Raw genomic sequence first — 25300 nt, forward strand, 5'->3', positions numbered from 1 at the left:
GCGCGGGCGGGAGCGGGGCCACGGGACCGGGCGCGGGTGCGGCCGCGTCCGGTCCGGCTCGGCCGGAGGCGGGGGCGGGGGCAGGGGCAGGGGCGGCGGAAGCGCCGGGCGTGTCGGACCGGGTCGGCGCCACGCGGGCCGCGCCGGGCCGAGACCGCCAAGTCCCCCCGGACTCACCGGACTTCCCCGCCCGACCCGGCGCCCAGGGCGAAGTACCCCACCCGGACGCCGAGTTGCTGGACCGGATCGCGGCCGGCGCGCTCGCCCGGATCGACGCGATGCGGCCGTCCTTCCGGCTGCCGGCCGACGTGTCCACCGACGCCGACCCGAACCTCACGCTCAAACCGCTGGGCGAGCTGGCCGAGTTGACCGACGTGGTGCGCGGCTGCCACCCCCAGCCGGGGGTGCGCGCCCTGGCCGACGACCTGTTCGCCTTCGCCTGGAAGGAGACCCGCGGCGGCGAGCTCTTCGCCGACCTGGTCCGCGGCGAACCGCAGGCGACCTACCCGGTCGAGTTGTACGGGGTGTTCGCCCGGGCCGGCCTGCGCAACCCGGCCGCCGAGGAGCTGATGGCGGCCACCACCGGGCTGCGGCTGTGGCAGCTCGCCCGCGCGGACCACACCCGCACGCTCAACGTCCTCAACGCCGAGCGGCGGATCGGCCTGCCGCCGCACGCCGACTTCGCCGCCGTGCTCGCGCGGACCGGCCTGGGCTGCCGACCCGAGCCGTGGGCGCTGGACCTGCGCACCGCGTACGGCGTCACCCACGACGTCTACCACGTCACCGACTGGGGCCGTGCCCCGCACCGGATGGCCGAACCCGTCGCCGGCTACCTGCGGTTGTGGCTGCCGGCGTGGACCACGAGCTGGCTGGAGGAGCGGCAGTGGGACCTGGCCGGCGAACTCCTCGCCGTCGCCGCGTGCACGCCGGGCGCGCCGTACGACCCGGCGGCCTGGCGGGTGCTGGCGGCGGCGCAGCGCCCGGACGGCGCCGTGCCCGAGACCGGCGACGGGCCGCCCGAAGGCGCCCCGCCCGAGGAGGAGTTCACCGGCTGCTACCACTCCACGCTGGTGATCGCCTTCGCCGCGACCCTGGCGCGTACCGCTCCTGCCGCGCTCGCGAAGAACGCCGCCCCCGCCGCTTCCGCCGCACCCGCGTCCCCGTCCGCACCCGCACCCGCACCCGCCGAGAGCGAGGTCCTGCCGTGACCGCCGCATCCCCCGCGCTCCTGCACCGTGTCGGCGACCAGGCACTCGCCTGGCTGCACGCCAACCGCGAGTACTTCCGGCTCACCGACGACGACCGCGAAACGGGCCGCGGTCTGGTCGAACGCCTCAAGCCCATCGGCGAGTTGGCGATCAACATGCGGGTCCTGGCCCGCGAGGGCATCGCCGGCTCGCGGCAGCACGACATCTCCGTGCGGCTGCTCGACTACGCCTGGCGGGACCTGCTCGACGGCGGCAACGTGCTGGCCGAGCTCCAGGCCCAGGAACCGCTCTCCCCGGTGCCGCTGGAGATCTACGGCAGCCTGCACGAACTCGGCCACCGCCACCTGGGATTGGAGGCGGCGATCGACCTCGCCCGCACCACCGCGAGCTGGCAGGCGGTCGAGATGCTGCCGAACCGGCGGCTCGGCCTGCTCAACGCGGAACGCAAGCTCGGGCTGGTCCCCAGCGGCGACTTCGAACAGGCCGTCGCCGCCACCTGGCTGGGCCGCACGCCGGAGCCGTGGACGGCGCAGTTCCACATCGCGTACGACGTCACGCACACCGTCTTCCACCTCACCGACTGGGGCGCGGAGCCGGACCGGCTGCCGCCGCGGATCGCGTCCTACCTGGCGCTGTACCTGCCCGCATGGGCCACGGACTGGGCCGAGTTGGAGCACTGGGACCTGCTGGGCGAGCTGCTCGTGGTCGACGCGTGCCTGCCCCGGCCGACGCTCGACGCGCGGCTGTGGGAGCGGTACGCGGCCGCGCAGTCCGCCGACGGCGCGATGCCCGTACAGCACGAGATGCCCACCGGGAGCCCGGCCACGGTCTTCGACATCGTCCACCACCCCACGCTGGTCGCGGCGTTCGCCTCCGCGATGGCCACCTCCCGGGCGCTGTCGTCGGACGTCGCCGCGTGAGCGGGCCCGCGGCAAGGCGGCCCGCGTCCGCCCCGCACCCGGCCGCCCCCGGCTCCCGCCCCGGCCACGGAACCGACACGGAGGCCGGCGAGGACACCGGAACCGGCACCGGCAGCCGCAGCTCGCGTGCCGAAACCGGAGGCGCAACCGGGGCCGACCCCGAAGCCGATGTCGCCGCCCGGCTGGAGGAGGCGCTGACGCAGGTCCGCGCGCCCGACCTGGTGCTGGCCGTCAGCCGCGCCGGCCGCCGGACCGTCGCCACCGGCGGCACCGCCGACCCCCGGCTGCCGCGCACGTCGCTCAGCTACGAACTGGGCTCGCTCTCCAAGACGTTCACGGTCCTGCTGCTCGCCGAACTGGCCCGGGAGGGGGCGCTCGGCCTGGACGACCGGCTCGCCGCACACCTGCCGGGGCTGGAACTTCCGCACCCCGACTCCCGCGCCATCACCCTGCGGCACCTGGCCACCCACACCTCCGGGCTGCCCCGGGTGCCGCGCGACCTGATCCCCGGCGCGCTGCTGCGGCCGTACACCAACGGCTACGCCGGCTACGACCGCGAGCGGCTGCTGCGCGCCTTCGCCCGCACCCGCACCCGGCACGCCCCCGGCAGCCACTGGCACTACTCCAATCTCGGCCTCGCCCTGCTCGGCCCGGCCCTGGAGGGCGCCGTGGGCAGCGACTACGCCACCCTCCTGACCGAGCGCGTGCTGCGCCCGCTCGGCCTGGCGCGGACCACCATCGGCCCCGCCCCCGCGGGCAGCCCCGCCGCCACCGCCGCGATCGGCCACCGCCCCGACGGCCGTACCCCGCTGCCCCCCACCGACATGGCGGCGTTCACCTCGGCCGGTGCGATCCGTGCCACCCCCGGCGACCTGCTGCGCTACGCCGAAGCCCTCCTCTCCCCCGACGCGCCCGGCACCCCCGCGCCCCTGCGCGACGCCCTGCGCGACGTCCAGGTCCCCCAGCTCCGGCGCGGCCTGGGCCACCGCCACACCCACACCCTCACCTGGTACCTGCACCCGGCCTCCGGCGGCCCGATCCTCTTCCACGCCGGCGCGACCTTCGGCCACCAGTCCTTCCTCGGCTTCCATCCGGCCACCGCGACCGCCGTCATCGGCACCGCCACCCGCCACGACCGCACCTGCGCCCTGATCAACACCTGCTACACCCTCCTCCACTCCCTCACCACGCCCACCTAAAGCGCGGGGCCGCACCCAGGCCGGGTGAACGGCGAGGACCCGGGAGGTGGGCCGACCCGTCGTGCCCTAGAGTCCCGACAAAAGGGAAGAAAGACCACAGAACCTCCTCATTCATCCGTGCAGAGATCAGGAAGGTCCGGCGATGGCGGAGACCCGAGCGGCGAGGGCGAAAGGCGGGCGCGCGGCGGACCGGACCGGCTCCCGGTCGGGGTCCGGGCGGGCCGGGATCGTCACCGTGAGCGGCACCCACATGCCCTCCCCCGAGGAACGGGCCCGGCTGGGCAAGGCGGCGCGAGCGCACGCGCCGCGCTCCGCGCACGCGGAGTTCGCCCCGCCCCGGGACCGTACCGACCCGGTGGACACCGTCGAACGGCAGTCGGCGACCCGGCTGCCGGAGCTGGTTCCGCTCCGCTACGGCCGGATGCTCGAGTCGCCGTTCCGCTTCTACCGAGGCGCGGCCGCCATCATGGCCGAGGACCTCTCCCGCACCCCCGTGTCCGGTTTCCGCACCCAACTGTGCGGCGACGCACACCTGATGAACTTCCGGCTGCTCGCCTCCGCCGAGCGCAACCTGCTCTTCGACCTCAACGACTTCGACGAGACGCTGCCGGGCCCGTGGGAGTGGGATGTCAAGCGGCTGGCCGCCAGCATGGTGATCGCCGCGCGCGAGAACGGCTTCGACGACGCGGAGCGCCGTACGATCGTGCGCGCCACCGTCAGGTCGTACCGCGAGCAGATGTGGCGCTTCGCCGGGATGCGCGACCTGGACGTCTGGTACGCCAGGGCCGACGCCGACATGCTCAAGGAACTGGCCGGGGGCCGGCTGCGGGCGCGCGGGCGCAGGAAGCTCTCCGCGCAACTCGCCAAGGCCCGCGGGCGCGACAGCCTCCAGGCCGCCCGCAAGCTCACCGAGGTCGTCGGAGGCCGGCCGCGGATCATCTCCGACCCGCCCATGCTCTCCCGCCTCGACGACCTGCTGCCCGGCGCGGAGAGCGTCCAGGTCGAGGAGTTGCTGCGCGGCCTGCTCACCGGTTACCAGCGGTCCCTGGAACCCGATCGGCAGCATCTGCTGGAGCAGTTCGGGGTGGTGGACATGGCGCGCAAGGTGGTCGGCGTCGGCAGCGTCGGCACTCGCTGCTGGGTCGTGCTCCTGCTCGGCCGCGACAGCGGGGACCCCCTGTTCCTCCAGGCCAAGGAGGCGTCCGAGTCCGTGCTCGCGCCCTACGCGGGCGCGAGCCGCTACGGCATCCAGGGCAAGCGGGTGGTGGCCGGCCAGCGGCTGATGCAGTCGGCGGGCGACATCTTCCTCGGCTGGGAGCGGGCTCAGGGCATGGACGGGGTCCAACGCGACTTCTACGTACGCCAGTTGCGCGACTGGAAGGGCGTCATCGACCCTTCCCAGATGGTGCCCCTCGGCTTGCGCGTCTTCGGGGAGCTGTGCGGGGCCACTCTTGCCCGCGCCCATGCCCGGTCCGGCGACCGGATCGCGATCTCCGCGTATCTCGGCCGCGGCGACGTCTTCGACCGCGCGATCTCCACGTTCGCGGAAGCGTATGCCGACCAGAACGAACGGGACCACGCCGCGCTGGCGAAAGCCGCCAGGTCCGGCCGGGTCAAGGCCACGCGGGAGTAAGGAAGCCCGCCGGTCCGGTCACCGATACGCCCAGGTCAGGGCGGTGGACGGGCCTCCCGGCGGCGCGACGTAGCGGTTCAGGGGCGGCCCGTGGTCGGTGGCGGCGAGAGCCGGCCGGCCTGCCGGGTAGTACGGGTGCCCCCTGGGGGCATCGGGTCGGGGGCGCGGGTGTGCTTATGCTCGGACAATGACGACGCGTGAACCTGAAGAGCCCGCCGCCGCGGGGACGGAGAGCCGGCCGACGGCGAACGCGATGCGCCGTGCGCTGCACCGCGCGGAGGAAGGGGTAGCGCTGGACGCCGCGGAGGCGGCCGTGCTGCTCCAGGCGCGAGGCGCGGACCTGGAACGGCTGTCGGCGGTGGCCGGGCGGGTGCGGGACGCCGGACTGGCCGCGGCGGGCCGGCCGGGCGTGATCACGTACTCGCGGAAGGTCTTCATCCCGCTGACCCGGCTGTGCCGGGACAAGTGCCACTACTGCACCTTCGTCACGGTGCCCGGGAAGCTGCGGCGGGCCGGCGAGGGGATGTTCCTGTCGCCGGACGAGGTGCTGGACATCGCCCGGCGCGGCGCCGAAATGGGCTGCAAGGAGGCGCTGTTCACGCTCGGCGACCGCCCGGAGGACCGCTGGCCGGAGGCCCGGGAGTGGCTGGACGCGCACGGCTACGACGACACGCTCGCGTATGTGCGGGCGATGGCGGTGCGGGTGCTGGAGGAGACCGGGCTGCTGCCGCACCTGAACCCGGGGGTGCTCGGCTGGACCGACCTTCAGCGGCTGAAGCCGGTCGCGCCGTCGATGGGCATGATGCTGGAGACGACCGCGACCCGGCTGTGGTCGGAGCCGGGCGGCCCGCACCACGGCTCGCCGGACAAGGAGCCCGCGGTCCGGCTGCGGGTGCTGGAGGACGCCGGCCGCTCCAACGTGCCGTTCACCACCGGCATCCTGATCGGGATCGGGGAGACGTACACCGAGCGGGCCGAGTCGCTCTTCGCGATCCGCCGCACCTCCCGGCAGTACCACGGCATCCAGGAAGTCATCGTGCAGAACTTCCGGGCCAAGCCGGACACCGCGATGCGCGGCATGCCCGACGCGGAACTCGGCGAGCTGGCCGCGGCGATCGCGGTGGCCCGGATCGTGCTCGGCCCGGCGGCCCGCATCCAGGCGCCGCCGAACCTGGTGGACGGCGAGTACGGCAGCTTCGTCGCCGCCGGCATCGACGACTGGGGCGGGGTGTCGCCGCTGACCCCCGACCACGTCAACCCCGAACGCCCGTGGCCGCAGATCGAGGAGCTGGCCGCGCGCACCGCGGACGCCGGCTTCACGCTCAAGGAGCGGCTGACGATCTACCCGGAGTACGTACGCCGTGGCGAGCCCTGGCTCGACCCGCGGCTGCTGCCCCACGTCACCGCGCTCGCCGACCCCGACACCGGCCTGGCCCGCGAGGGCGTACGGCCGCGGGGGCTGCCCTGGCAGGAGCCGGAGGACGCCTTCCCGGCGGCGGGCGGGCGCACCGACCTGCACCGGACCATCGACACGCAGGGGCGCAGCGCCGACCGGCGCGACGACTTCGACGACGTGTACGGCGACTGGGCGGAGTTGCGCGAGCAGGCCGCGCCCGGACTGGTGCCCGACAAGGTGGACGCCGACGTCAAGCAGGCGCTGTCGGTGGCCGCCGACGACCCGACCCGGCTCACCGACGCGCAGGCGCTGGCGCTGCTGCACGCCGACGGCCCGGCCCTGGACGCGCTGTGCCGGATCGCGGACGACGTGCGCAGGGACACCGTCGGCGACGAGGTGACGTACATCGTCACGCGGAACATCAACTTCACCAACGTCTGCTACACCGGCTGCCGCTTCTGCGCCTTCGCCCAGCGCCGTACCGACGCCGACGCGTACACGCTCTCCCTCGACCAGGTCGCCGACCGGGCCGAACAGGCCTGGCAGGTGGGGGCGGTGGAGGTGTGCATGCAGGGCGGCATCCACCCGGACCTGCCCGGCTCGGCGTACTTCGACATCGCCCGCGCGGTCAAGGCCCGGGTGCCGGGCATGCACGTCCACGCCTTCTCCCCGATGGAGGTGGTCAACGGCGCGACCAGGACCGGGATGTCGATCCGGGACTGGCTGTCGGCGGCGAAGGAGGCCGGCCTGGACACCATCCCGGGCACGGCGGCCGAGATCCTGGACGACGAGGTCCGCTGGGTGCTCACCAAGGGCAAGCTGCCCGCCGCGACCTGGGTCGAAGTGGTCTCCACCGCCCACGAGTTGGGCATCCGCTCGTCGTCCACGATGATGTACGGCCACGTGGACCAGCCGCACCACTGGCTCGGGCACCTGCGGTTGCTCGCGGAGATCCAGCAACGCACCGGCGGTTTCACGGAGTTCGTGACCCTGCCGTTCATCCACACCAACGCGCCGGTCTACCTCGCGGGCATCGCGCGGCCCGGCCCCACGATGCGGGACAACCGGGCGGTCACCGCGATGGCGCGGCTGCTGCTGCACCCGCACATCCCCAACATCCAGACCAGCTGGGTGAAGCTCGGTGCGGAGGGCGCGGCGGAGATGCTGCGCTCGGGCGCGAACGACCTCGGCGGCACCCTGATGGAGGAGACCATCTCACGGATGGCGGGCTCGCGTTACGGGTCGTACCGCTCGGTGCGCGACCTCGTCGCGATCGCCGACGCGGCCGGCCGGCCCTCCCGCCCGCGCACCACCCTGTACGGGGAGGTGCCGGAGGAGCGGACCGCCGCGGCGCTCGCCTCTGACGGGCACCTGCCGGAGCTGCTGCCGGTGCTCGGCGACTGAGCCGGCGGTCTCCGGCCGGCCGGCGCGGATACGGACGGGCGGGCGGCGCGGATACGGACGGGCGGGCGCCCAGGAGCGGCGCCCGCCCGGTCGGTCGAGCCGGTCACGGTCGGACCAGTCGGTTGAGCCGGTCGCGGACGGGACGGTCGGTTGAGCCGGTTCGCGGTCGAGCCGGGCTCAGTTGAGCCGGTCGCGCCAGTCGGTCGGCACGCGCTCGGCCGGGCCGGGCACCGGCTGGTCGGCCGGGTGGCTCTGCGGCGCGGCGAGTCGGGGGCCGTCCTCGACGTACTGCTCCTTGGCGTAGTTCCAGAACCACTCCTCGCCGGGCTCGAAGCTGCGGATCACCTGGTGGCCGGTGGCGGCCGCGTGGGCGCCGGCGTGCTGCGCGGGTGAGGAGTCGCAGCAGCCGATGTGGCCGCAGGCCGCGCAGCGGCGCAGGTGGAACCACCAGCCGCCGCCGGCCTCGCACTCCATGCAGCCGGTACCGCTGGGCGGCACCGAGGGGTCGATGGTCCCGGAGGTCCCGGGCGTGCCCTGGTCGTCGGACGGGGTCATACGGCTTCCTCCTCGCTGTCCTGACCGGTCTCGGACGTGCTCAGCGGCAGGCAGACCCGGAAGCGGGTGTCGCCCGGCTCGGACTCGACCGTCAGGTCGCCGTGGTGCTTGTTGACCACGATCCGCCAGGAGATGTCGAGGCCGAGGCCGGTGCCCTGGCCGACCGGTTTGGTGGTGAAGAACGGCTCGAAGATCCGCTGCCGGATCTCCGGCGGAATCCCCGGACCGGTGTCGCGGAACTCCACTACCAGGTTGCCGTGCTCCCGCCAGGTCCGCACGGTGAGCGTGCCCTCGCCGTCCATCGCGGCGACCGCGTTGTCGACGAGGTTCGTCCACACCTGGTTCAGCTCGCCCGGGTAGGCGGGGATGGGCGGCAGGGCGGGGTCGAACTCCTTGACCACCCGCACCTTGGCGCCGATCTTCCCGGCGAGCATCTGCAGGGTGCTGTCGAGGAGTTCGTGCACGTCGACCACCTGGTAGGGGGCGCGGTCGAGCTGGGAGTACTGCCGGGCGGCGTCGACCAGGCCGGAGATACGGGTGGTGGAGTCCTCGATCTCGTTCATCAGCAGCTCGGTCTCGACGGTGTAGTTCAGCCACCGCACCGCGCTCTCCAGCACCGCGCCGTCGACGGCCGCGGCGACCTGGTCCAGCCACTCCTCGTCGAGCCCGGCCTGGACGAAGGCCGGCGCCAGGTCCCAGCCGCCCGCGATGTCGTGCGCGTCCATCCAGTCCGCGATCGCGTCCTCCCGGTCGGAGGCGTCCATCGGGCTGAGCTGCTCGGCCTTCGCGACCCGCTCGGCGGCCCGCTCCTGGACGCTGACGAGGGTGTCCAGGTCGGCCTGCCGGTAGGGGCCGCCGGCGAGGATCTTCAGCTTGTGCCGCATCCCGGCCACCCGCTCGCGCAGCGAGGCGGTGGCCCGCAGCGCCGCGGCGGCCGGGTTGTTCAACTCGTGGGTCAGGCCGGCCGACAGGGAGCCCAGCGCGAGCAGCCGCTCCCGCTGGCTGACCACCTGCTGGAACGACTTGTTGCCGAAGAACAGGCCCTCCAGCAGGTGCACGGCCATCGGGAACCACTCGGTGACGATCCGCGAGAAGTCGTCGGCCGCCAGCACGAAGAAGCGCGAAGGCGCGGTCACCCGCATGGAGTTGGTGTACCGCTGGGGCACCCGGTCGCCCAGGTACGCCTGGAAGGCGCCGGAGTACACGCCGCGCTGCGAGGTCCTGGCCACCTCCACGTCGTCGTTGCCGACCCGCCGGGAGGTCACCAGGGCGCCGTCCAGCAGCACGTAGAAGCAGGTCGCCGGGTCGCCCTCGGCGAAGACCGGGCCCGGCTCGATCGTCTCCACCCGGCCGATCCGGCACAGCTCGGCGAGCTGCTCGGGCGAGAGCTTCTCGAACAGGAAGAGCGTGCGCAGCTCGTCCGGGTCGCAGGTGTCCAGCGGGCGCTGCGGGGCCTGCGGGGCCTGCGTGGAGTTCTTCGGCGGGTTCTGCGGCGAGTTCTGCGCCGGGTTCTCGGTCACAGCCCCTCCAGGTAGCGGTGTACGAGCATGACGGCCATCGCGCCCTCGCCGACCGCGGACGCCACCCGCTTCGCGGACTCGGCCCGCACGTCGCCGGCCGCGAAGACGCCCGGCACGCTGGTCTCCAGGTGGTACGGCAGCCGGTCCGGCTGCCAGCCGGGCGGACGGCGGCCGTCCTCGGTGACGAGGTCCGGGCCGGTCAGCACGAAGCCGTGCCGGTCGCGGTGGACGGTGCCGTCCAGCCAGTCGGTGCGCGGCGCGGCGCCGATGAAGACGAACATCCGGTGCGCGTCGACCAGTTCGGTGCCGCCGGTGTCTGCGTCGCGCAGCGCCAGGCCCTCCAGGTGCTCCTCGCCGTGCACGGCGGTGACCGAAGTCCGGGTGCGTACCCGGATGGTGGGGATGTCGGCGATCTGCTGGATCAGGTAGTGCGACATGGACGCTTCCAGGGACGCGCCGCGCACCAGCAGCGTCACCGACTTGGCGTGCCGGGACAGGTAGACGGCGGCCTGGCCGGCGGAGTTGGCGCCGCCGACGATGTACACGTCCTGGCCCTCGCAGCCGGCCGCCTCGGTCAGCGCGGAGCCGTAATACACGCCGCGGCCGGTGAGTTCGGCCAGGCCCGGCACGTCGAGCTGCCGGTAGGCGACGCCGGTGGTGAGGATCACGCTCTGCGCGGCGATCGCCGAGCCGTCGGAGAACCGTACGGTGCGGGCCGGGCCGCTGGTCTCAAGTGCGTTGACCTCGCAGGCGGTCAGCAGCTCCGCGCCGAAGCGGGTGGCCTGGCGGCGGGCGCGGTCGGTGAGTTGGGCGCCGGAGATCCCGTCGGGGAACCCGAGGTAGTTCTCGATCCGCGCGCTCTGCCCGGCCTGCCCGCCGGTCGCGGTCCGCTCCACCAGGACGGTGCGCAGCCCCTCGGAGGCGCCGTAGACCGCGGCGCCGAGCCCGGCCGGGCCGCCGCCGATCACCACCAGGTCGTAGAACTCCTCGGCCGGCGAGGTGGACAGGCCGACCTGCGCGGCCAGGTCCTGGTCGGACGGCTCCAGCAGCGCCTCGCCGCCCGGCGCGATCACCAGCGGCAGCCGCAGCCCGTCCTGCCCGGCGGCCTCCAGCAGCCGCCGGCCCTCCGCCTGGTCGGACTGATACCAGCGGTAGGGCACCTGGTTGCGGGCCAGGAACTCCCGCACGTCGGAGGAGCGCGCCGACCAGCGGTGCCCGACCACCTTCGTCTCGGGCACCGGGCGGTGGTCGGAGCACAGCCAGCTCTCCAGCAGGTCGTCGACCACCGGGTAGAGCTTCTCCTCCGGCGGGTCCCACGGCTTGAGCAGGTAGTGGTCGAGGTCGACCACGTTGATCGCGTCGATCGCGGCGCCGGTGTCCGCGTAGGCGGTGAGCAGCACCCGGCGGGCGCCGGGGTAGATGTCCATCGCCTGTTCGAGGAACTCGATACCGGTCATGTTCGGCATCCGGTAGTCGGCCAGGATCACCGCGACCAGGTCGCCGCGCAGCTTCATCTGCCGCAGCGCGTCCAGCCCGTCCTGCCCGGACTCCGCCCGCACCACGCGGTACCGCTCGCCGTAGCGGCGCCGCAGGTCGCGGGCGACCGCCCGGGACACCCCGGGATCGTCGTCAACGGTGAGGAGCGCGGCGCGGCGCGTGCCGGCGTCCGGCTCAGTCATGGGCATCCCGTCCCCGTGTTGTCGTCCATGTGTTCGGCCGTCTATGTCGTTCAGCGTAGTGGCACCGCCGGTCCGGCGCGCGAGGGAAAATCGGCGCGCGGACCGGGGCCCGGCCGTGGGCGGGCGGCAGGCGGTACGGCGGAGTGCGGGGGTACGGGGCGGTACGGCGCGGCGCGGGCGGATGCGCCGGTGGTGGGGCGGGCCGCCGTAGGCTGGCGGTATGCAGTCCTACACGATCGGGCAGGCGGCCCGGCTGCTGGGCGTCAGCCCGGACACCGCGCGCCGCTGGGCCGACGCGGGCCGGGTCACCACGCACCGCGACGACGCCGGCCGCCGGCTCATCGACGGCCGCGACCTCGCCGCGTTCTCCGTCGAACTGGCCCAGAACCCCGACACGGAGTCGGACACCTCGCACACCTCGGTCCGGAACGCGTTCCCGGGCATCGTCACGGCCGTCAAGATCGGCGACGTGGCGGCGCAGGTGGAGATCCAGGCGGGCCCGCACCGGCTGGTCTCCCTGGTCACGCGCGAGGCGGTGGAGGAGCTGGGCCTGGAGGTCGGCGCGGAGGCGGTGGCCCGGGTGAAGTCGACAAACGTCCATATCGATCGCCCGTAAGGGCCAGGAATCGCAGGTCAGGCCCCGGGGCGGGGCGGAGTGCCGCCGCGGGTGAGGCCCCGAGGTCGCGGGCGGGATGCCGCCACAGGTGCAGCCCCGAGATCGCGGGCGGGGTGCCGCCGCGGCTCAGGGCGCCGCGCGGTCCGGCACCGCCCGGATCAGCACCAGCGACCCGTCCAGATACGGGCGGCGGCGCAACTCCCCGTACTTCGCGTCCCACGCGCCCGAGCCGATCGCCGCGCGCAGTGCGCCGGTGTACTCCTCGCACACCTCCGGCGGCACGAAGCTCCACGCCGAGCACGCCTGCCGGGCGCCGGGGTCGAGCAGGCGCTCCGGGCGGGCGTAGTACGCCTCGTTGAACCCGTCGGTGCAGTCGGCCGGGATCGGCACCGAGGTCACCGTGCAACTCCCGCCCAGCGCGGCCGTGATGGCCTCGATCGCCGGGTAGCGGCGCGCCTCGGTGTCGAGCACCAGCGGCGCGTACTCGTAGAGCCAGAAGTCCCGTACCAGCGCGGGGTCGCAGGTCACGACGACGACCGGGCCGCGCGCCACCCGCCGCATCTCGCGCAGCCCGGCGACGGTGTCGCTCCACTGGTGCACGCTGAACGTGGTCATCGCGGCGTCGAACCGGTCGTCAGCGAAGGGCAGTTGCTCCGCGGTGCCGGCCACCGCGGGCGGCAGGTGGGCGGGCCGCTGGGCGCGCATCGCCGCCGACGGCTCCACCGCGACCACCTCGGCGCCGGCCGGCTCGTACGACCCCGCGCCGGCACCGACGTTGACCACGGTGCGGGCACCGCCCAACGCGTCCGCCACCACGCGCGCGATCCGCGGGTCGGGCTGCCGGTACGCGCTGTAGCCGCCGCCGATCACCCCGTAGTCCGCGTCTCCCGCGCTTCCGTCCGTCACGCCTTCCCGCACGTCTCCCATGCCTCCGAACCTACCCGCCCGCACCGCCCGGGTGGCCGAGCCCCCGCCGGGCGGGGCGGGCGGGCGGGGTTGGCCGGTTCTCCCCCGTCGCACCGGACTTCGGGCGGCTCTCGCGCCCCGTGGCGGCGCCGCACCGTCGGCTTCGGGACAGATTCCGCTCAGCGCCCGAGGCGCCCTTCCCTCCGCACGGAGCGTGAACTAACGTGACGTTTGGGTTAGTTGCCCCAAGCATCTAGTGGTATGGGCAACTACCCCGCGCGCCACAGCAGTTGCACCCCGCATCAGACATCTCACCCTCACCCCCGGAGGAGAGAGCCCGCCATGGCCGCAGCAGGACCGCACCCCGCCGCCCGTACCAGCCCGCCCACGACCGCGCACCCGAGCCCCTCGACGACCCTGGACGCCGGCAGCGGCGCATGCCCCGTCACCGGCGCCGGACCGTACACCGCGCTCCCCGACCCCTTCGACGCCCCCGCGCCGCACGGGGCCTGCCCCTTCGACCCGCCGCCCGCCTACCAGCAGGCCCGGCGCGAGCGCCCGGTCGCCCGTACCACGCTGTGGGACGGCTCGTCCTGCTGGATGATCACCCGCCACGAGGACGTCCGCCGCACGCTGCGCGACGACCGCTTCAGCGCCGAGGCGCACCGGCCGGGCTTCCCGTTCCAGAACCCCGGCCGCAGGGCGCTCGCCACCGGCCGGCCGACCTTCATCCGGATGGACGACCCCGACCACGCGCGGCTGCGCCGGATGCTCACCGCGGACTTCATGATCCGCAAGGTCGAGTCGTTACGGCCGCAGGTCCAGGAACTGGCCGACGAGTTGCTGGACTCGATGACCAAAGGCCGCCACGAGGCCGACTTCGTCGCCGACTTCGCACTGCCGCTGCCGTCGGTGGTGATCTGCCTGCTGCTCGGCGTGCCGTACTCCGAGCACGCCTTCTTCCAGCGGTGCAGCAGCACCATGCTCCGCGCCGATGCCACCGAGGCCGAGGTGACCACCGCGCAGGACGAACTGCTCGGCTACCTCGCCGAGTTGACCCGCACCAAGCGGCACTCCCCGGACGACGGCATCCTCAGCCGGCTCGCCGAGCAGGGCGAGCTGTCCGACGACGAGATCGCCCGGATGGGGCGGCTGCTGCTGGTCGCCGGTCACGAGACGACCGCGAACATGACCTCGCTGTCCACCCTCGCGATGCTGCGCAACCCGCGCGAACTGGAGCGGATGCGCGCCGCCGGACCCGACGAAGTCAAGTCGGCCGTCGAGGAGTTGCTGCGCTACCTGACCGTCATCCAGGGCGGGGTGACCCGGGTCGCCACCGAGGACGTCGTCATCGGGGACACCGTGATACGCGCCGGCGAGGGCGTGTTGTGCATGATCAGTGCCGCCAACCGCGACGAGGACGTCTTCGCCGACGCCGACCGGCTCGACCTGGCCCGCCCGGGCAGCCGCCGCCACATCGCCTTCGGGTTCGGCGTGCACCAGTGCCTCGGCCAGCCGCTGGCGCGGCTCGAACTCCAGGTCGCGCTGCCCACCGTACTGCGCCGGCTGCCCAATCTGCGGCTGGCGATCCCCTTCGAGGACGTCCGCTTCCGCCACGACATGCTCGTCTACGGCGTGCACTCCCTCCCCGTGGCCTGGTGACCGCGCCCCCGATCCCCCAGCCACCGCCCCGCCCCACGGGAAGGACCCCGCCCATGCGCATCCACGTCGACCAGGACAAGTGCTGCGGTTCCGGCATGTGCGTGCTGGCCGCGCCCGAGGTGTTCGACCAGCGCGACGCCGACGGCATCGTCGAACTGCTCGACCCCAAGCCCCCGCAGACGATGTGGGCCGACGTCCGCGACGCCGCCGCCGGCTGCCCCTCCTGGGCCATCGAGGTCGACGAGACCTGAGATTCCTCCCCCGGGAACCCGTGGGAACCCGTGGGAACCCGTGGGAACCCGCGGGAGAGCGCTCTTCTGGTACGACGAACGGTCAGGAGAGCGCTCTCCCATGCCCGCTCCCCCGCGACACCGCCGCCTCGCCGCAGAAGATTCTCGTGGGCGCGCTCCCACGGCCCCGCCCCGCTGCCAGCGGGTTCGTCCCGCCGGCAACCGTCCGACCGATGCGTCGCTGGTCCGGACCATTGACACCCGCTTCCTGGATCTGACTTCATGGCTGGCGGTACGGCAAGCGCCCCCACGCGCGAGACCGGCAGCCGGCGAACGGTCGGCCGCCGCCCGGCCGCACCGTTCGATACCGAACCCAAGCCCTCCTTCCGCTGCGCGGGGCGGGTGCGGCGCCCCGCGCCATGGGAGCGCTCTCACCACCTCGCGGAGCCGGACCCCCACCCGAAAGGATCGGCTCATGACGCGACCAACAGGCCGGATACGGGCCGCCGCGATGATCGCGGCCGTCTGTGCGGCGCTGTTCGTGCCCGCCGCCGGCGCCCACGCGACGGGCACGGCCGCCCCGGCGGACACCACCAACTGCCAGCCGCAGGGCTCGGTGAGCCTGGCCGGCGGCGAGTACACGTTGCAGAACAACGAGTGGAACTCCTCCGCGCCCCAGTGCGTGACCGCCACCACCGGCACCGCCTGGTCGGTGAGCACCGCGAACTTCGACCTCTCCGGCGGCGCGCCGGCCACGTATCCGTCGATCTACAAGGGCTGCCACTGGGGTGCGTGCACCACCGGCAGCAACCTGCCGATCCAGGTGAGCAAGCTGGCGAGCGCGACCTCGTCCTGGTCGACGGTCCAGCCCGCGACGGGCGCGTACGACGTGGCGTACGACCTGTGGACCAACTCCGCGGCCACCACCGGCGGCCAGCCGGACGACAGCGAGATCATGATCTGGCTCAACAGCCGTGGCGGGGTCTCCCCGTTCGGCAGCAAGACCGCCACCGCGACCATCGGCGGCCTGAACTGGGACGTGTACACCGGCCGCCAGACGTCATGGAACATCGTGTCGTACGTGCTCCAGGGTGGCGGAACGTCGGTCAACGGCCTGGACGTCAAGGCGCTGATCGACGACTCGGTGAGCCGGGGCACGACCGGCGCCGACTCCTATCTCATCGACGCGGAGGCCGGGTTCGAGATCTGGCAGGGCGGTCAGGGCCTGGGGACGAACTCGTTCTCGTTCGACGCGACGCAGGGTACCGGCACCGGGACCGGCGGCGGTACGACCGGGGCGATCCAGGGGTACGGCGGCAAGTGCGTCGACATCGCGGGGGCGAATCCCGCCGACGGCACGGCGGTTCAGCTCTACGACTGCAACGGCACCGCCGCGCAGCAGTGGACGGTGGGCGCCGACTCCACGCTGCGGGCGCTCGGCAAGTGCCTCGACGTCAAGGCGGCGGGCACCGCGAACGGCACTCCGGTGCAGCTCTACGGCTGCAACGGCACCGGTTCGCAGGTGTGGCGAGCGGGAACCGGCGGCACCCTGGTCAACCCGCAGTCGGGCCGCTGCCTCGACGCCACCGGCCCGAGTTCTGCCAACGGCACGCCCCTCCAGATCTGGGACTGCGGGGGCGCCGCCAACCAGCAGTGGACGCTGCCGAGTTGACCGGGCGCGGCTGAACGGGCCGACCGGCCGGGCCGGTTGACCGCCTCCGGTCGACCGGCCCCGGGTCCGGCTGAACGGGCCAGGGCGCGGCCGAACGGGCCAGGGCGCGGCTACTCCGTCGCGTCGCGCTCTGGCCTACCGTCCACCGGCCGGGCCGCCACCATGGCCAGCAGCGCCTTCTTGTCGGGCTTGCCGCTGGGCGCGACCGGGACGGCGGCGAGCACGGTGAGCGTGGCGGGGACGGCGCCGTCGCCGAGTACGGCCCGTACGGTGGCGCGCAGTTCGGCGGGGTCGGGGACCCGGTCAGGCGAGGCCGGCACGATGAAGGCGTGGGCCGCCTCGCCGGTCGACTCGTCGGGGGCGGCGACGACGTAGGACTGGTCGACGTCCGGGTGGGTGGTCAGGGCGGACTCGATGGCGGCGGTGTAGTGGAGGATCGCGTTGACGAAGACGACGTCGCGGGCGCGGCCGGCCAGCCGCAGGAAGCCGTCGTCGCCCAGGGTGCCGAGGTCGCGGGTCCTGATCCAGCCGTCGTGGACGACCTCGCGGGTCTGCTCCTGGTCGTTCCAGTAGCCGGACATGGCCCCGCCGGCCTGGACCCAGACCTCGCCGGCGGCTCCGGTGGGCACGGGCTGCCCGGCGGGGTCGCGTACGGATATGCCGACGCCGGGCATCGGGCGGCCGACGGAGTCCCGTACCCGGTCTCCGTACCGGTCCTGGTCGGCGGGGGTGAGCAGCGCGAGCATGCCGGTCTCGGTCTGGCCGTAGCCCTGGTAGACGACCGGGCCCAGCCGGTCGGCCGCCTCGGCGAGGCGGTGCGGGGGCAGCGGTGAACCGGCGACGAGCAGGGCGCGCATGCTGCTGGTGTCGACGTCCTCGGTGCGCAGCGTGTCGAGCACCTGGTACAGGCGCGGGACCGTGCACAGGCACGCGGTGACGCGGTGGCGCTGCCAGGTGTGCGGGAAGGAGACCGGGGGTTCGGGGATGATCGCGGTGCCGCCGCCGAGCAGGCACAGCGCGAGGTGTTCGAGCATCACCGCGCTGGTGAGGGTGCCGAAGACGAGGAACCTGCGGTAGCCGTCGGCGAGTTGGCGGGTGGTGGCGCTCCACCGCGTCGGCTGCCAGGACCAGTGGTCGCCGAGCGCGCGGTAGGTCTGGGCGCAGCCCTTGGGGTTGCCGGTGCTGCCGCTGGTGAGGGTGATCAGGGCGATGTCGTCGGGGCGGCCGCGCGCGGTCAGTCCGGCGCGGGGCGCCGTGTCGCCGGCCTCGGCGTCGCGCGGGCCGTCGCCGGTCGCGGAGCCGCGCGGGCCGATGCCGCCGTCGCCACCGCTGCCGCCGAGCAGGTCGCGTTCGACGTCCAGCACGGCGCTGCCCGCCGCCTTGGCCGCGTCGGTGAGCGCGTCGGTGCGGGTGGTGTCGTCGGTGAGGACCGTGTCGATGTCCTGGGCCAGCACGTGGCGGAGTTGAGCGGGCGTCAGGCCGGGCCGCAGTCCGACGACGCGGCAGCCGAGCAGGTGGGCGGCGATCTGGGCGGCGAATCCGGCGGGGGTCACATCGGTGGTGAGGGCGACCGCGCGGCCGGGTCCGAGGCCGGCGGCGGCGAGGCCGGCGGCGCAGTCGCGGACCAGGTCGAGGACCCGGCCGCGGCTGACCGGCCGGGTCCGGAACTCGAAGGCGGCGGTGTCCGGGTCGCGGGCGAACGCGTCGATCAGGGGTTGCGGAAACACCGATTCGGCCGGATTGCTCATCTTTCCCTCCGATCCACGCGATCGGCCGCGGGCGCGTTTCGACCACGGCAAACCGCCTCGGGCGGCGTCCGGACATAGCGGAGGCGCGGGCCGGCAAGCGCTCCGAGTCGAGGGCGAAGTTATCCGGCCGGGGCCATTTCCAATCACCGAAAGATATGTGACATGGATCACATTACGCACCCTGGATGGCTCTTTGAACCCTCAACTAGGGTGTTGCATCTCCATCGGGGGAACGATCGGGAGGGCATATGTCGGGAGAAGAGCGGATCGACTACCTGGTGGTAGGCGCCGGACCCGCTGGAATCCAGGCCGGGTATTTCCTGGAACGCGCCGGCCGCGACTATCTGGTGGTCGAGGAGGGCGCGGCACCGGGGACGTTCTTCACGAGGTTTCCCCGGCATCGCACGCTGATCTCGATCAACAAGGTGCACACCGGCTGGGACGACCCGGAGTTGCGGCTGCGCACCGACTGGAACTCGCTGCTGTCCGACGAGCGCGGCCCGCTCTTCACCGCGGTCACCCCCCGCTATTTCCCCTCCGCCGACGACATGGTCGGCTACCTCGCGGACTTCGCCGCCACCCACCGGCTGCGCATCCGCTACAACACCCGCATCGCCCACATCAGCCGTCCCGCGCACCTGCACGGGGACTTCCTGGCCCAGGCCGCCGACGGCACCGCGCTGCGGGCGAAGCGCCTGATCGTGGCCACCGGCGTGACCCGCCCGCACATCCCGCCGATCGACGGCGTGGAGCTCGCCGAGCCGTACGGCGAGGTGTCGGTCGACCCGGCCGAATTCACCGGCAAGCGGGTGCTGATCATCGGCCGCGGGAATTCCGCCTTCGAGACCGCGGACAATCTCGTGGAGACCGCGTCGGTGATTCACATGGTGGGCCCCGGATCGCTGCGACTGGCCTGGCAGACCCATTTCGTCGGCCATCTCAGGGCGGTGAACAACAACTTCCTCGACACTTATCAGCTCAAGTCGCAGAACGCCCTGCTGGACGGCGAGGTCGTCTCGATCAGGCGATCGGACGAGGACGGCCGATATCGGGTCGCGGTGAAATTCGTCCGGGTCGCGGAAGTGGTCAAGGAGATATCCTACGACCGGGTGATCCTGGCCACCGGATTCAGATTCGACGCGTCCTTGTTCGCCGAGGAGTGCCGTCCCGAGCTGACGATCAAGGACCGGTTCCCGGCGCAGACCGACGCGTGGGAGTCTGCCAACGTGCCCGACCTGTATTTCGCCGGCACGATCACCCAGGTCCGCGACTTCAAGAAGTCCACCAGCGGCTTCATCCACGGCTTCCGCTACGGCGTGCGCGCCCTGCACCGCATCCTGGCCCGGCGCTACCACGGCGAGGCATGGCCGCACACGGAGCTGCCGGCCACCCCGGAGGCGGTCGCGGACGCCGTGCTGACCCGGGTCAACCGCACCTCGGCGCTGTGGCAGTTGTTCGGCTTCCTCGGTGACGCGATCCTCGTCGGCGCCGGATCGGTCGGCCACTACGAGGAGGTGCCGGTCGACCACCTCCACCGTTCGCTCGCCGACGGCGAGTTCGGCCCGGTCGACCGCTACCTGACGGTCACCCTCGAATACGGCGCCGACCACGACAAGGTGAACCCGTTCGACATCTCGGTGAACCGGCTCTCGCAGCAGGACACCGGCGGCCTCGACAGCCGCTACCTGCATCCGGTGGTCCGGCTGTGGCAGGACGGGAAGGAGCTGGCCGACCACCACATCACGGAGAACCTGGAGAACGAGTGGGACAGCGAGGAGGTACACCGCACCCCCCTCGTCCGCTTCCTCGCCACGCACCTCTTCCCGGCCGGGCGGCCCGCACCTGACCCCGCTGCGCCGGCGGCCACCCCGGAACCGTCGTGACCGCCCTGTCCACCGGAGCCCTCGACCCGCCCAGCGGTGCCCCCGCCCTGCCGTTCGACGTCCTGGACGAGCTGCGCGACCAGGCCCGGGCCCGACTCGACCCCGTGCACTGGGACTTCTACGAGGGCGGCGCCGGCCGGGAGACCGCCGTGGCCGAGAACGTCAGCGCCTTCGGCCGCCTCGCCCTGCTGCCCCGGATACTGCGCGGCGCCGGCCCGCCGGACACCGCGGTCGAGCTGCCCGGGGCCCGCGCGGCGACACCCGTCCTGGTCGCGCCGACCGCCTTCCACCGCCTCGCCCACCCCGACGGCGAGCGGGCCACGGCCCGTGCCGCGGCGGCGGCCGGCACCGTACTGATCACCTCGATGGCCGCGACCACCGCCGTCGCCGACGTCGTGGCGGCCGCCCGGGAGGTACGCGCGGACGCGGCCGTGTGGTTCCAGCTCTACCTCCAGCCGCGGGCCGACGTCACCGACGCGCTGGTGCGGCGGGCCGAGGACGCGGGCTGCACCGCGCTGGTGGTGACCGCGGACTCCCCCGTCTTCGGCCGCCGCGCCCGCGACGACCGCAACGGCTTCCACGACCTGCCGCCCGGCTACGCGGCGGAGAACATGCGCGGCCTGCCCGGCGGCCCCCCGGACGCGCCGCTCGACATCGCGATGAGCCCCGCACTGTCCTGGGACGACCTGCGCAGGCTGCGGGAGCGCACCGAACTGCCCGTGCTGGTCAAGGGAGTTCTGTACCCGGACGACGCCCGCCACGCGATCGGCGACGGCGCGGACGGGCTGATCGTCTCCAACCACGGCGGCCGGCAGCTCGACGCCGCGCCCGCCACCATCGAGGCGCTGCCCCGGATCGCCGAGGCCGTCGCCGGCCGCGTCCCGGTGCTGCTCGATGGCGGGATACGGTCCGGGGCCGACGTGGTGGCCGCGCTGGCGCTCGGCGCCACGGCGGTCGGCATCGGCCGGCCCGTGCTGTGGGGGCTGGCCGCCGAGGGCGAGGCCGGGGTGGCGCGGGTGCTGGCGGAGCTGGCCGAACAGACCGCGCACGTGCTGACGCTGTGCGGCGCCCGGGACTGCGCCGACCTCAACCGCGACCAGGTGGTCGTCCGCGGCGGGCAGGGGGTGGCGGGCGCATGACGCCGAACGCCGCGCGGGGTTTGTCCCGGGGCGCCGCCGTGGCCGCGGTCGCGCTGTCCAGTCCGTACTGGCTGCCGAAGGCCCTGGTCGCCTTACGCGTCAAGGTGTTCGCGAAGGTCAACGGGCCCGAGGGCGTGATCGTCCCGAACGAGCGGGTCGGCCCGGAGCGGTTCGCCGAGTTGTACGCGCACCCCGCCGCGAGCGGCCGCAGCAAGGGCGCGGGGCTGTCGGACCTGTTCTGGTACTGGCTGTCGCCGGGGCCCGAGGTGCACCAGGAGCACCTGGAGCCGGGGCCGCGCTACGACGCGGTGGCGCGGACCACCAGCTCGATCCTCGCCGGGACCAGCGCCGAGCTGTCCGCCGCCGCGGGCCGGTGCGCGGCACGCGTACTGGACGAGCGGATACCCGGCCGGGCCGCGCTGGTGCGGCTGCGCGACCTGATGATGCCGATCTGGGCGGAGTTCTTCCACGAGTTGGTGTTCCGCGAGCCGTGCCCGCCGGACGTACGGCGGCTGATCGTGGACAACGCCGAGGACGTGGTCAACTCGCTGAAGAACACCCGGCTGCGGCACATGGACCGGCGGGCCCGGCTGACCCGCTACCTGCTGCGCCGGCTGGCCGCGAACGAGGTGCCGCACGACCTGCCCGCGGAGCTGGCCACCCCGCGCGACCGCGCCCACTACCTCCAAGGCACCTTCTTCAACACCGCCGTGGTGCAGATGTCGGAGGCGATGGCACACCTGCTGCTGGTGCTCGCCCAGCACCAGGACGTCCAGCGCCGGCTGGCCGAACACCCCGACGACGACCACGACTTGGGCAACGTCATGAACGAGACGCTGCGCATGTACCCGCTGTTCGGCATCGCGCACCGGATCACCGGCGCCGACATCGACCTCGGCCCGGGCGCCGCCTACCCGGCCGGCACGGTGCTGTGCTTCGACTACGCCGCCTACCACTCCACCGGTTACCAGGACCCGGAGGTCTTCGACCCGGGCCGCTGGGACCGGCTGTCGGCGAAGGACGCGCACCACATCCCGTTCGGGGTCGCGGCGAACCGGCCGTGCCCGGCGTGGCGGCTGTCGCCGCTGGTGATGCGGGCCGTCACCCGCGAGGTGCTGAGCCGTTTCACCCTGCACTCGTCGGTGTCCCACACCCGCTCCATCCCGCACCGCGCGCCCTGCCTGCTGGTCGCCCGCGACCGGCCGCTGCCCCGCTACCGGATCGGCGCCGTGCTGGCCGCGCTGAGGGTCCGGGACCGCTGGGAGGACCTGGGGCGCAGCGTGCTCCAGGCGGTGTTCGGCACCTGGATGGTGGTGGACGCGCGGCGGCTGCGGCTCACGGAGACGTGGTTCGCCGCGCACGACACGCAGGGCCGCCCGCTGCCGTCCGCCGGGTCGACGGACGCCGTCCCACCGACCGCCGGGTCACCGGCCACCACGCAGCCGACCGCTGCCCCGCCGACCTGCCCGTACCACCGCGACTGAGCCGCACGCCTTTCCCCCACGCCGTCCCCGCCGAAGGGCTGCTCCCCATGTCCTCCACCGAACTGGGCACCGCTTTCCTGCTGGCCGTCGCCGTCATCCTGGTGCTGTGCCGGCTGGTCGCGCTGCTGCTGCGACCACTCGGGCAACCGCCGGTCGTCGCCGAGATGATCGCCGGGGTGCTGCTCGGCCCGTCGGTGCTCGGGCTGGTGCTGCCGTCCGTCGAGCACCACCTGTTCCCGGCCGCCTTGCACCCGATGCTCTACGTCGCCGGCCAACTCGGCCTGGTGTTCTTCATGTTCCAGTCGGGGTACGACTTCCGGCTGGAGCGGATCAAGCCGGTGGCGAGGTCGGCGGCGCTGATCTCGGCGGCCGGCAGCGCCACGCCGCTGCTGCTGGGCGCCGGGCTGACCTGGGCCGTGCACGGCTCCGTGGACACCTCGCCGCCCGGGGTGCCGCTGCACGTGACGGCGCTGTTCGTCGGCGTCACGCTGGCGATCACCGCGTTCCCGATGCTGGCCCGGATCATCACCGAGAACGGGCTGTCCGGCACCGCGTTCGGGACCATCTCGCTGGCGGCCGGCGCGATGGACGACGTCGCCGCGTGGATCATGCTCGCGGGCGTGGTCAGCCTGGCGCGCGGCAGCGCGCACACGGTGGTGCTCGCCGCCGCCGGCGCGGCCGGGCTGGTCGTGCTGCTGACCGCGCTGATCCGGCTGCGCGGGCCGGCGCTGCGGGTCACCGAGCGGCTCAGCGACGAGCAACTGCTGCTCGCCACCGTGCTGTTCCTGTGCACGGCCGCCTGGTACACCGACCGGATCGGCCTGTACGCGGTGTTCGGCGCGTTCAGCCTGGGCGCCGCGTTCCCGCGCTCGCCGCGCATCGACCGCACGATCGAGGCGACCGCGCCCCTCAGCCGGATCTTGCTGCTGCCGCTGTTCTTCACCTACTCCGGGCTGAACACCGACGCGGGGCTGCTCAGCGACCCGAAACTGCTCCTGTTCGCGGTGGGGTGCACGGTCGCGGCCGTGGTCGGCAAGTTCGGCGCGTGCTGGGCCGCGGCGCGGCTGGGCGGGCAGCCGCCCGCGGTGGCGCTGCGGATCGGCACCCTGATGAACGCGCGCGGCCTGATGCAGCTCATCGCGATCAACGTCGGCCTGTCCGAGGGGATCGTGTCGCCGTCGATGTTCACGGTGCTGGTGGTGGTCGCGGTGGTCACCACGGTGATGGCGACGCCGCTGCTGCGGCTGTGGGACCGGCTGGACGGCGGGGTGCCGGCCGAGCCGGACGCGACCGGTGCGGCCGGCGCCTCGACGCCGCCGCCCGCGCCGAGGCCGCCCCTCGCCGTGTCCACCGCGCCGGAGGGCCGTGGCGGGTCGCGCAGTTCCTCCCCCTGAGCTTCGCCAGGGTGGTGCCCCCAGCCCCCTGAGGAGATGCGGCTCTCCTCCACGAAGGAACGACGGTTTGCCTCAGAGGCAAGACTTTTGCCTCTGAGGCACATCATGTTGTTCCATGGGTTCATGGACGACGCGACCGCCACCCCGGACACCGCCGACGCGGTCGGCGCCGATGCCTCGGCCCTGGCCCCGCGGCTGCGGGACCGGCGGCGCGCGAGCGGCCTCACCCTGGAGGCCGCGGCCCGCCGCGCGGACCTCTCGGCCGCGCACCTGTCCCGGCTGGAGTCCGGCCTGCGCCAGCCGTCCCTGCCGGTGCTCCTCGGCCTCGCCCGCCTGTACGGCACCACCGTCTCCGATCTGCTGGGCGAGACGGCGGCCGAGCCCGATCCCATCGTACGCGGCGCCTCGATGGCCGCGGTGCCCGCCGGCGGCTGGACGTACCGGCGGGCCGGCGGCACCGGGCGGGCCATGCAGGCGCTGCGCGTGCACGTGCCCGCCCATGCCCAGGGCGGCCTGGTCCGGGTGCACCCCGGCGAGGAGTGGCTCTACGTCACCGCCGGGGTACTCGAACTCTCACTCGGCGACCGTTCCCACACCCTGGCCGCCGGGGACTCCGCGCACTTCGACTCGCTCGTACCGCACCGGCTGGCGGCCGGCGGCCCGGACGGGGTCGACCTGCTCTTCGTCCACACCCTCATGCAGAGCGAGACGTCGGCACTGTGCGTCGTGCCGCGCGAGCCCGCCGACCCCCGAGGAGGCCGTTCATGACCACGAACCCCGCCGAGCCGCGTGCCCACCCCGCGCCGGAGCCCACCGCGGAGCCCGCGCCGACCCCGCGGCCCGGTCCCGGCCCGGCCGGTCCCGAGGCGGAGTCCGTGCCCGTCGTCGTGGTCGTGCCGGCCCTCGACAGCACCGAGAAGCACAAGGAGCGCGCGGTGATCCTGCGCGTCCTGGTGTACGTCGCGGTGGCGCACTTCATGGCGTTCTTCCTGTGGCTGATGTTCGCGGTGATCGGCAAGAGCTGAGCCGTACGGCTCGGGGCGCCCGGAACC

The 25300-nt window shown here is 73.6% G+C and carries 20 protein-coding genes; 15 read left to right on the top strand and 5 right to left on the bottom strand.

The annotated features are described in order from the left end of the window. The first annotated feature begins 110 nt into the window (after positions 1–110). The 5 genes from AB0399_RS04855 to AB0399_RS04875 all read left to right on the top strand — a co-directional run bounded on the left by AB0399_RS04855 (position 111) and on the right by AB0399_RS04875 (position 7760). Positions 111–1208, top strand: coding sequence for a hypothetical protein (locus tag AB0399_RS04855; RefSeq protein WP_366410240.1), 1098 nt, complete (start codon positions 111–113; stop codon positions 1206–1208). Further along, positions 1205–2128, top strand: coding sequence for a hypothetical protein (locus AB0399_RS04860; RefSeq protein ID WP_366410241.1), 924 nt, complete (start codon positions 1205–1207; stop codon positions 2126–2128). Before AB0399_RS04855 ends, AB0399_RS04860 begins: the two co-directional genes overlap by 4 nt. Next, positions 2125–3327 carry a serine hydrolase domain-containing protein gene (locus AB0399_RS04865; RefSeq protein WP_366410242.1) on the top strand — a complete coding sequence of 401 codons (1203 nt, stop codon included), beginning with the start codon at positions 2125–2127 and terminating at the stop codon, positions 3325–3327. The genes AB0399_RS04860 and AB0399_RS04865 overlap by 4 nt, the downstream gene beginning before the upstream one ends. 250 nt (positions 3328–3577) lie before the next feature. Next, positions 3578–4960: a DUF2252 domain-containing protein gene (locus AB0399_RS04870; RefSeq protein ID WP_366410272.1), complete on the top strand. Its 1383-nt coding sequence runs from the start codon at positions 3578–3580 to the stop codon at positions 4958–4960. Positions 4961–5147: 187 nt separating this feature from the next. Further along, positions 5148–7760, top strand: a complete 2613-nt coding sequence (locus tag AB0399_RS04875) for a bifunctional FO biosynthesis protein CofGH (protein ID WP_366410243.1) — start codon at positions 5148–5150, stop codon at positions 7758–7760. Between the two features lie 177 nt (positions 7761–7937). Here the strand turns inward: AB0399_RS04875 and AB0399_RS04880 are convergent, their stop codons facing one another. The 3 genes from AB0399_RS04880 to AB0399_RS04890 all read right to left on the bottom strand — a co-directional run bounded on the left by AB0399_RS04880 (position 7938) and on the right by AB0399_RS04890 (position 11514). Then, the gene (locus AB0399_RS04880) at positions 7938–8315 is read right to left on the bottom strand and encodes a UBP-type zinc finger domain-containing protein (RefSeq protein ID WP_329362737.1); all 378 of its coding nucleotides are present in this window, start codon (positions 8313–8315) and stop codon (positions 7938–7940) included. Further along, positions 8312–9754, bottom strand: a complete 1443-nt coding sequence (locus tag AB0399_RS04885) for an ATP-binding protein (RefSeq protein ID WP_366410273.1) — start codon at positions 9752–9754, stop codon at positions 8312–8314. Before AB0399_RS04885 ends, AB0399_RS04880 begins: the two co-directional genes overlap by 4 nt. Positions 9755–9831: 77 nt before the next feature. Then, entirely contained in the window at positions 9832–11514 is a 1683-nt protein-coding gene (locus tag AB0399_RS04890; protein ID WP_329362739.1) for an FAD-dependent oxidoreductase, read from the bottom strand. A gap of 220 nt (positions 11515–11734) precedes the next feature. On the opposite strand from AB0399_RS04890, the gene AB0399_RS04895 reads away from it, so the two are divergent. Further along, the gene (locus tag AB0399_RS04895; RefSeq protein ID WP_328471907.1) at positions 11735–12130 is read left to right on the top strand and encodes a helix-turn-helix transcriptional regulator; all 396 of its coding nucleotides are present in this window, start codon (positions 11735–11737) and stop codon (positions 12128–12130) included. Between the two features lie 126 nt (positions 12131–12256). On the opposite strand, the gene AB0399_RS04900 is transcribed toward AB0399_RS04895, so the two are convergent. Then, the gene (locus AB0399_RS04900; protein WP_366410244.1) at positions 12257–13057 is read right to left on the bottom strand and encodes a class I SAM-dependent methyltransferase; all 801 of its coding nucleotides are present in this window, start codon (positions 13055–13057) and stop codon (positions 12257–12259) included. Between the two features lie 321 nt (positions 13058–13378). On the opposite strand from AB0399_RS04900, the gene AB0399_RS04905 reads away from it, so the two are divergent. The 3 genes from AB0399_RS04905 (at position 13379) to AB0399_RS04915 (ending at position 16600) form a co-directional block, all read left to right on the top strand. Next, positions 13379–14698, top strand: coding sequence for a cytochrome P450 (locus AB0399_RS04905; protein WP_366410245.1), 1320 nt, complete (start codon positions 13379–13381; stop codon positions 14696–14698). A 53-nt stretch (positions 14699–14751) separates the two neighbouring features. After that, positions 14752–14949, top strand: a complete 198-nt coding sequence (locus AB0399_RS04910) for a ferredoxin (RefSeq protein ID WP_329362745.1) — start codon at positions 14752–14754, stop codon at positions 14947–14949. 454 nt (positions 14950–15403) lie between these two features. After that, positions 15404–16600 carry an RICIN domain-containing protein gene (locus AB0399_RS04915; RefSeq protein ID WP_366410246.1) on the top strand — a complete coding sequence of 399 codons (1197 nt, stop codon included), beginning with the start codon at positions 15404–15406 and terminating at the stop codon, positions 16598–16600. Between the two features lie 110 nt (positions 16601–16710). On the opposite strand, the gene AB0399_RS04920 is transcribed toward AB0399_RS04915, so the two are convergent. After that, positions 16711–18348: a fatty acid--CoA ligase family protein gene (locus AB0399_RS04920; protein WP_366410247.1), complete on the bottom strand. Its 1638-nt coding sequence runs from the start codon at positions 18346–18348 to the stop codon at positions 16711–16713. A gap of 248 nt (positions 18349–18596) precedes the next feature. Between AB0399_RS04920 and AB0399_RS04925 the strand changes: the two genes are divergently transcribed. The 6 genes from AB0399_RS04925 (at position 18597) to AB0399_RS04950 (ending at position 25273) form a co-directional block, all read left to right on the top strand. Further along, complete coding sequence (locus AB0399_RS04925) at positions 18597–20231, top strand: NAD(P)-binding domain-containing protein (RefSeq protein ID WP_366410248.1); 1635 nt, start codon at positions 18597–18599, stop codon at positions 20229–20231. Between the two features lie 62 nt (positions 20232–20293). Then, a complete protein-coding gene (locus tag AB0399_RS04930) occupies positions 20294–21370 on the top strand; it encodes an alpha-hydroxy acid oxidase (RefSeq protein WP_366410274.1) in 1077 nt (358 codons plus the stop codon). After that, positions 21367–22854 (top strand): cytochrome P450, encoded by a 1488-nt coding sequence (locus AB0399_RS04935; protein WP_366410249.1) that lies wholly within the window; start codon positions 21367–21369, stop codon positions 22852–22854. The genes AB0399_RS04930 and AB0399_RS04935 overlap by 4 nt, the downstream gene beginning before the upstream one ends. 47 nt (positions 22855–22901) lie before the next feature. Beyond that, the gene (locus AB0399_RS04940) at positions 22902–24248 is read left to right on the top strand and encodes a cation:proton antiporter (protein WP_366410250.1); all 1347 of its coding nucleotides are present in this window, start codon (positions 22902–22904) and stop codon (positions 24246–24248) included. A 123-nt stretch (positions 24249–24371) separates the two neighbouring features. Then, positions 24372–25016 carry an XRE family transcriptional regulator gene (locus AB0399_RS04945; protein WP_329362758.1) on the top strand — a complete coding sequence of 215 codons (645 nt, stop codon included), beginning with the start codon at positions 24372–24374 and terminating at the stop codon, positions 25014–25016. After that, entirely contained in the window at positions 25013–25273 is a 261-nt protein-coding gene (locus AB0399_RS04950; RefSeq protein ID WP_329362760.1) for a DUF6126 family protein, read from the top strand. The genes AB0399_RS04945 and AB0399_RS04950 overlap by 4 nt, the downstream gene beginning before the upstream one ends. The last annotated feature ends 27 nt before the right edge of the window (positions 25274–25300 follow it).

Source organism: Streptomyces sp. NPDC088194, from assembly GCF_040702025.1.
Lineage (GTDB): Bacteria > Actinomycetota > Actinomycetes > Streptomycetales > Streptomycetaceae > Actinacidiphila.

Bases quoted from the DNA above. Each gene is read 5' to 3' on its own strand.
- AB0399_RS04870 (WP_366410272.1), top strand. From the start codon at position 3,578: ATGCCCTCCCCCGAGGAACGGGCCCGGCTGGGCAAGGCGGCGCGAGCG.
- AB0399_RS04875 (WP_366410243.1), top strand. From the start codon at position 5,148: ATGACGACGCGTGAACCTGAAGAGCCCGCCGCCGCGGGGACGGAGAGC.
- AB0399_RS04880 (WP_329362737.1), bottom strand. From the start codon at position 8,315: ATGACCCCGTCCGACGACCAGGGCACGCCCGGGACCTCCGGGACCATC.
- AB0399_RS04890 (WP_329362739.1), bottom strand. From the start codon at position 11,514: ATGACTGAGCCGGACGCCGGCACGCGCCGCGCCGCGCTCCTCACCGTT.
- AB0399_RS04895 (WP_328471907.1), top strand. From the start codon at position 11,735: ATGCAGTCCTACACGATCGGGCAGGCGGCCCGGCTGCTGGGCGTCAGC.
- AB0399_RS04900 (WP_366410244.1), bottom strand. From the start codon at position 13,057: ATGGGAGACGTGCGGGAAGGCGTGACGGACGGAAGCGCGGGAGACGCG.
- AB0399_RS04905 (WP_366410245.1), top strand. From the start codon at position 13,379: ATGGCCGCAGCAGGACCGCACCCCGCCGCCCGTACCAGCCCGCCCACG.
- AB0399_RS04910 (WP_329362745.1), top strand. From the start codon at position 14,752: ATGCGCATCCACGTCGACCAGGACAAGTGCTGCGGTTCCGGCATGTGC.
- AB0399_RS04915 (WP_366410246.1), top strand. From the start codon at position 15,404: ATGACGCGACCAACAGGCCGGATACGGGCCGCCGCGATGATCGCGGCC.
- AB0399_RS04920 (WP_366410247.1), bottom strand. From the start codon at position 18,348: ATGAGCAATCCGGCCGAATCGGTGTTTCCGCAACCCCTGATCGACGCG.
- AB0399_RS04925 (WP_366410248.1), top strand. From the start codon at position 18,597: ATGTCGGGAGAAGAGCGGATCGACTACCTGGTGGTAGGCGCCGGACCC.
- AB0399_RS04935 (WP_366410249.1), top strand. From the start codon at position 21,367: ATGACGCCGAACGCCGCGCGGGGTTTGTCCCGGGGCGCCGCCGTGGCC.
- AB0399_RS04940 (WP_366410250.1), top strand. From the start codon at position 22,902: ATGTCCTCCACCGAACTGGGCACCGCTTTCCTGCTGGCCGTCGCCGTC.
- AB0399_RS04945 (WP_329362758.1), top strand. From the start codon at position 24,372: ATGGACGACGCGACCGCCACCCCGGACACCGCCGACGCGGTCGGCGCC.
- AB0399_RS04950 (WP_329362760.1), top strand. From the start codon at position 25,013: ATGACCACGAACCCCGCCGAGCCGCGTGCCCACCCCGCGCCGGAGCCC.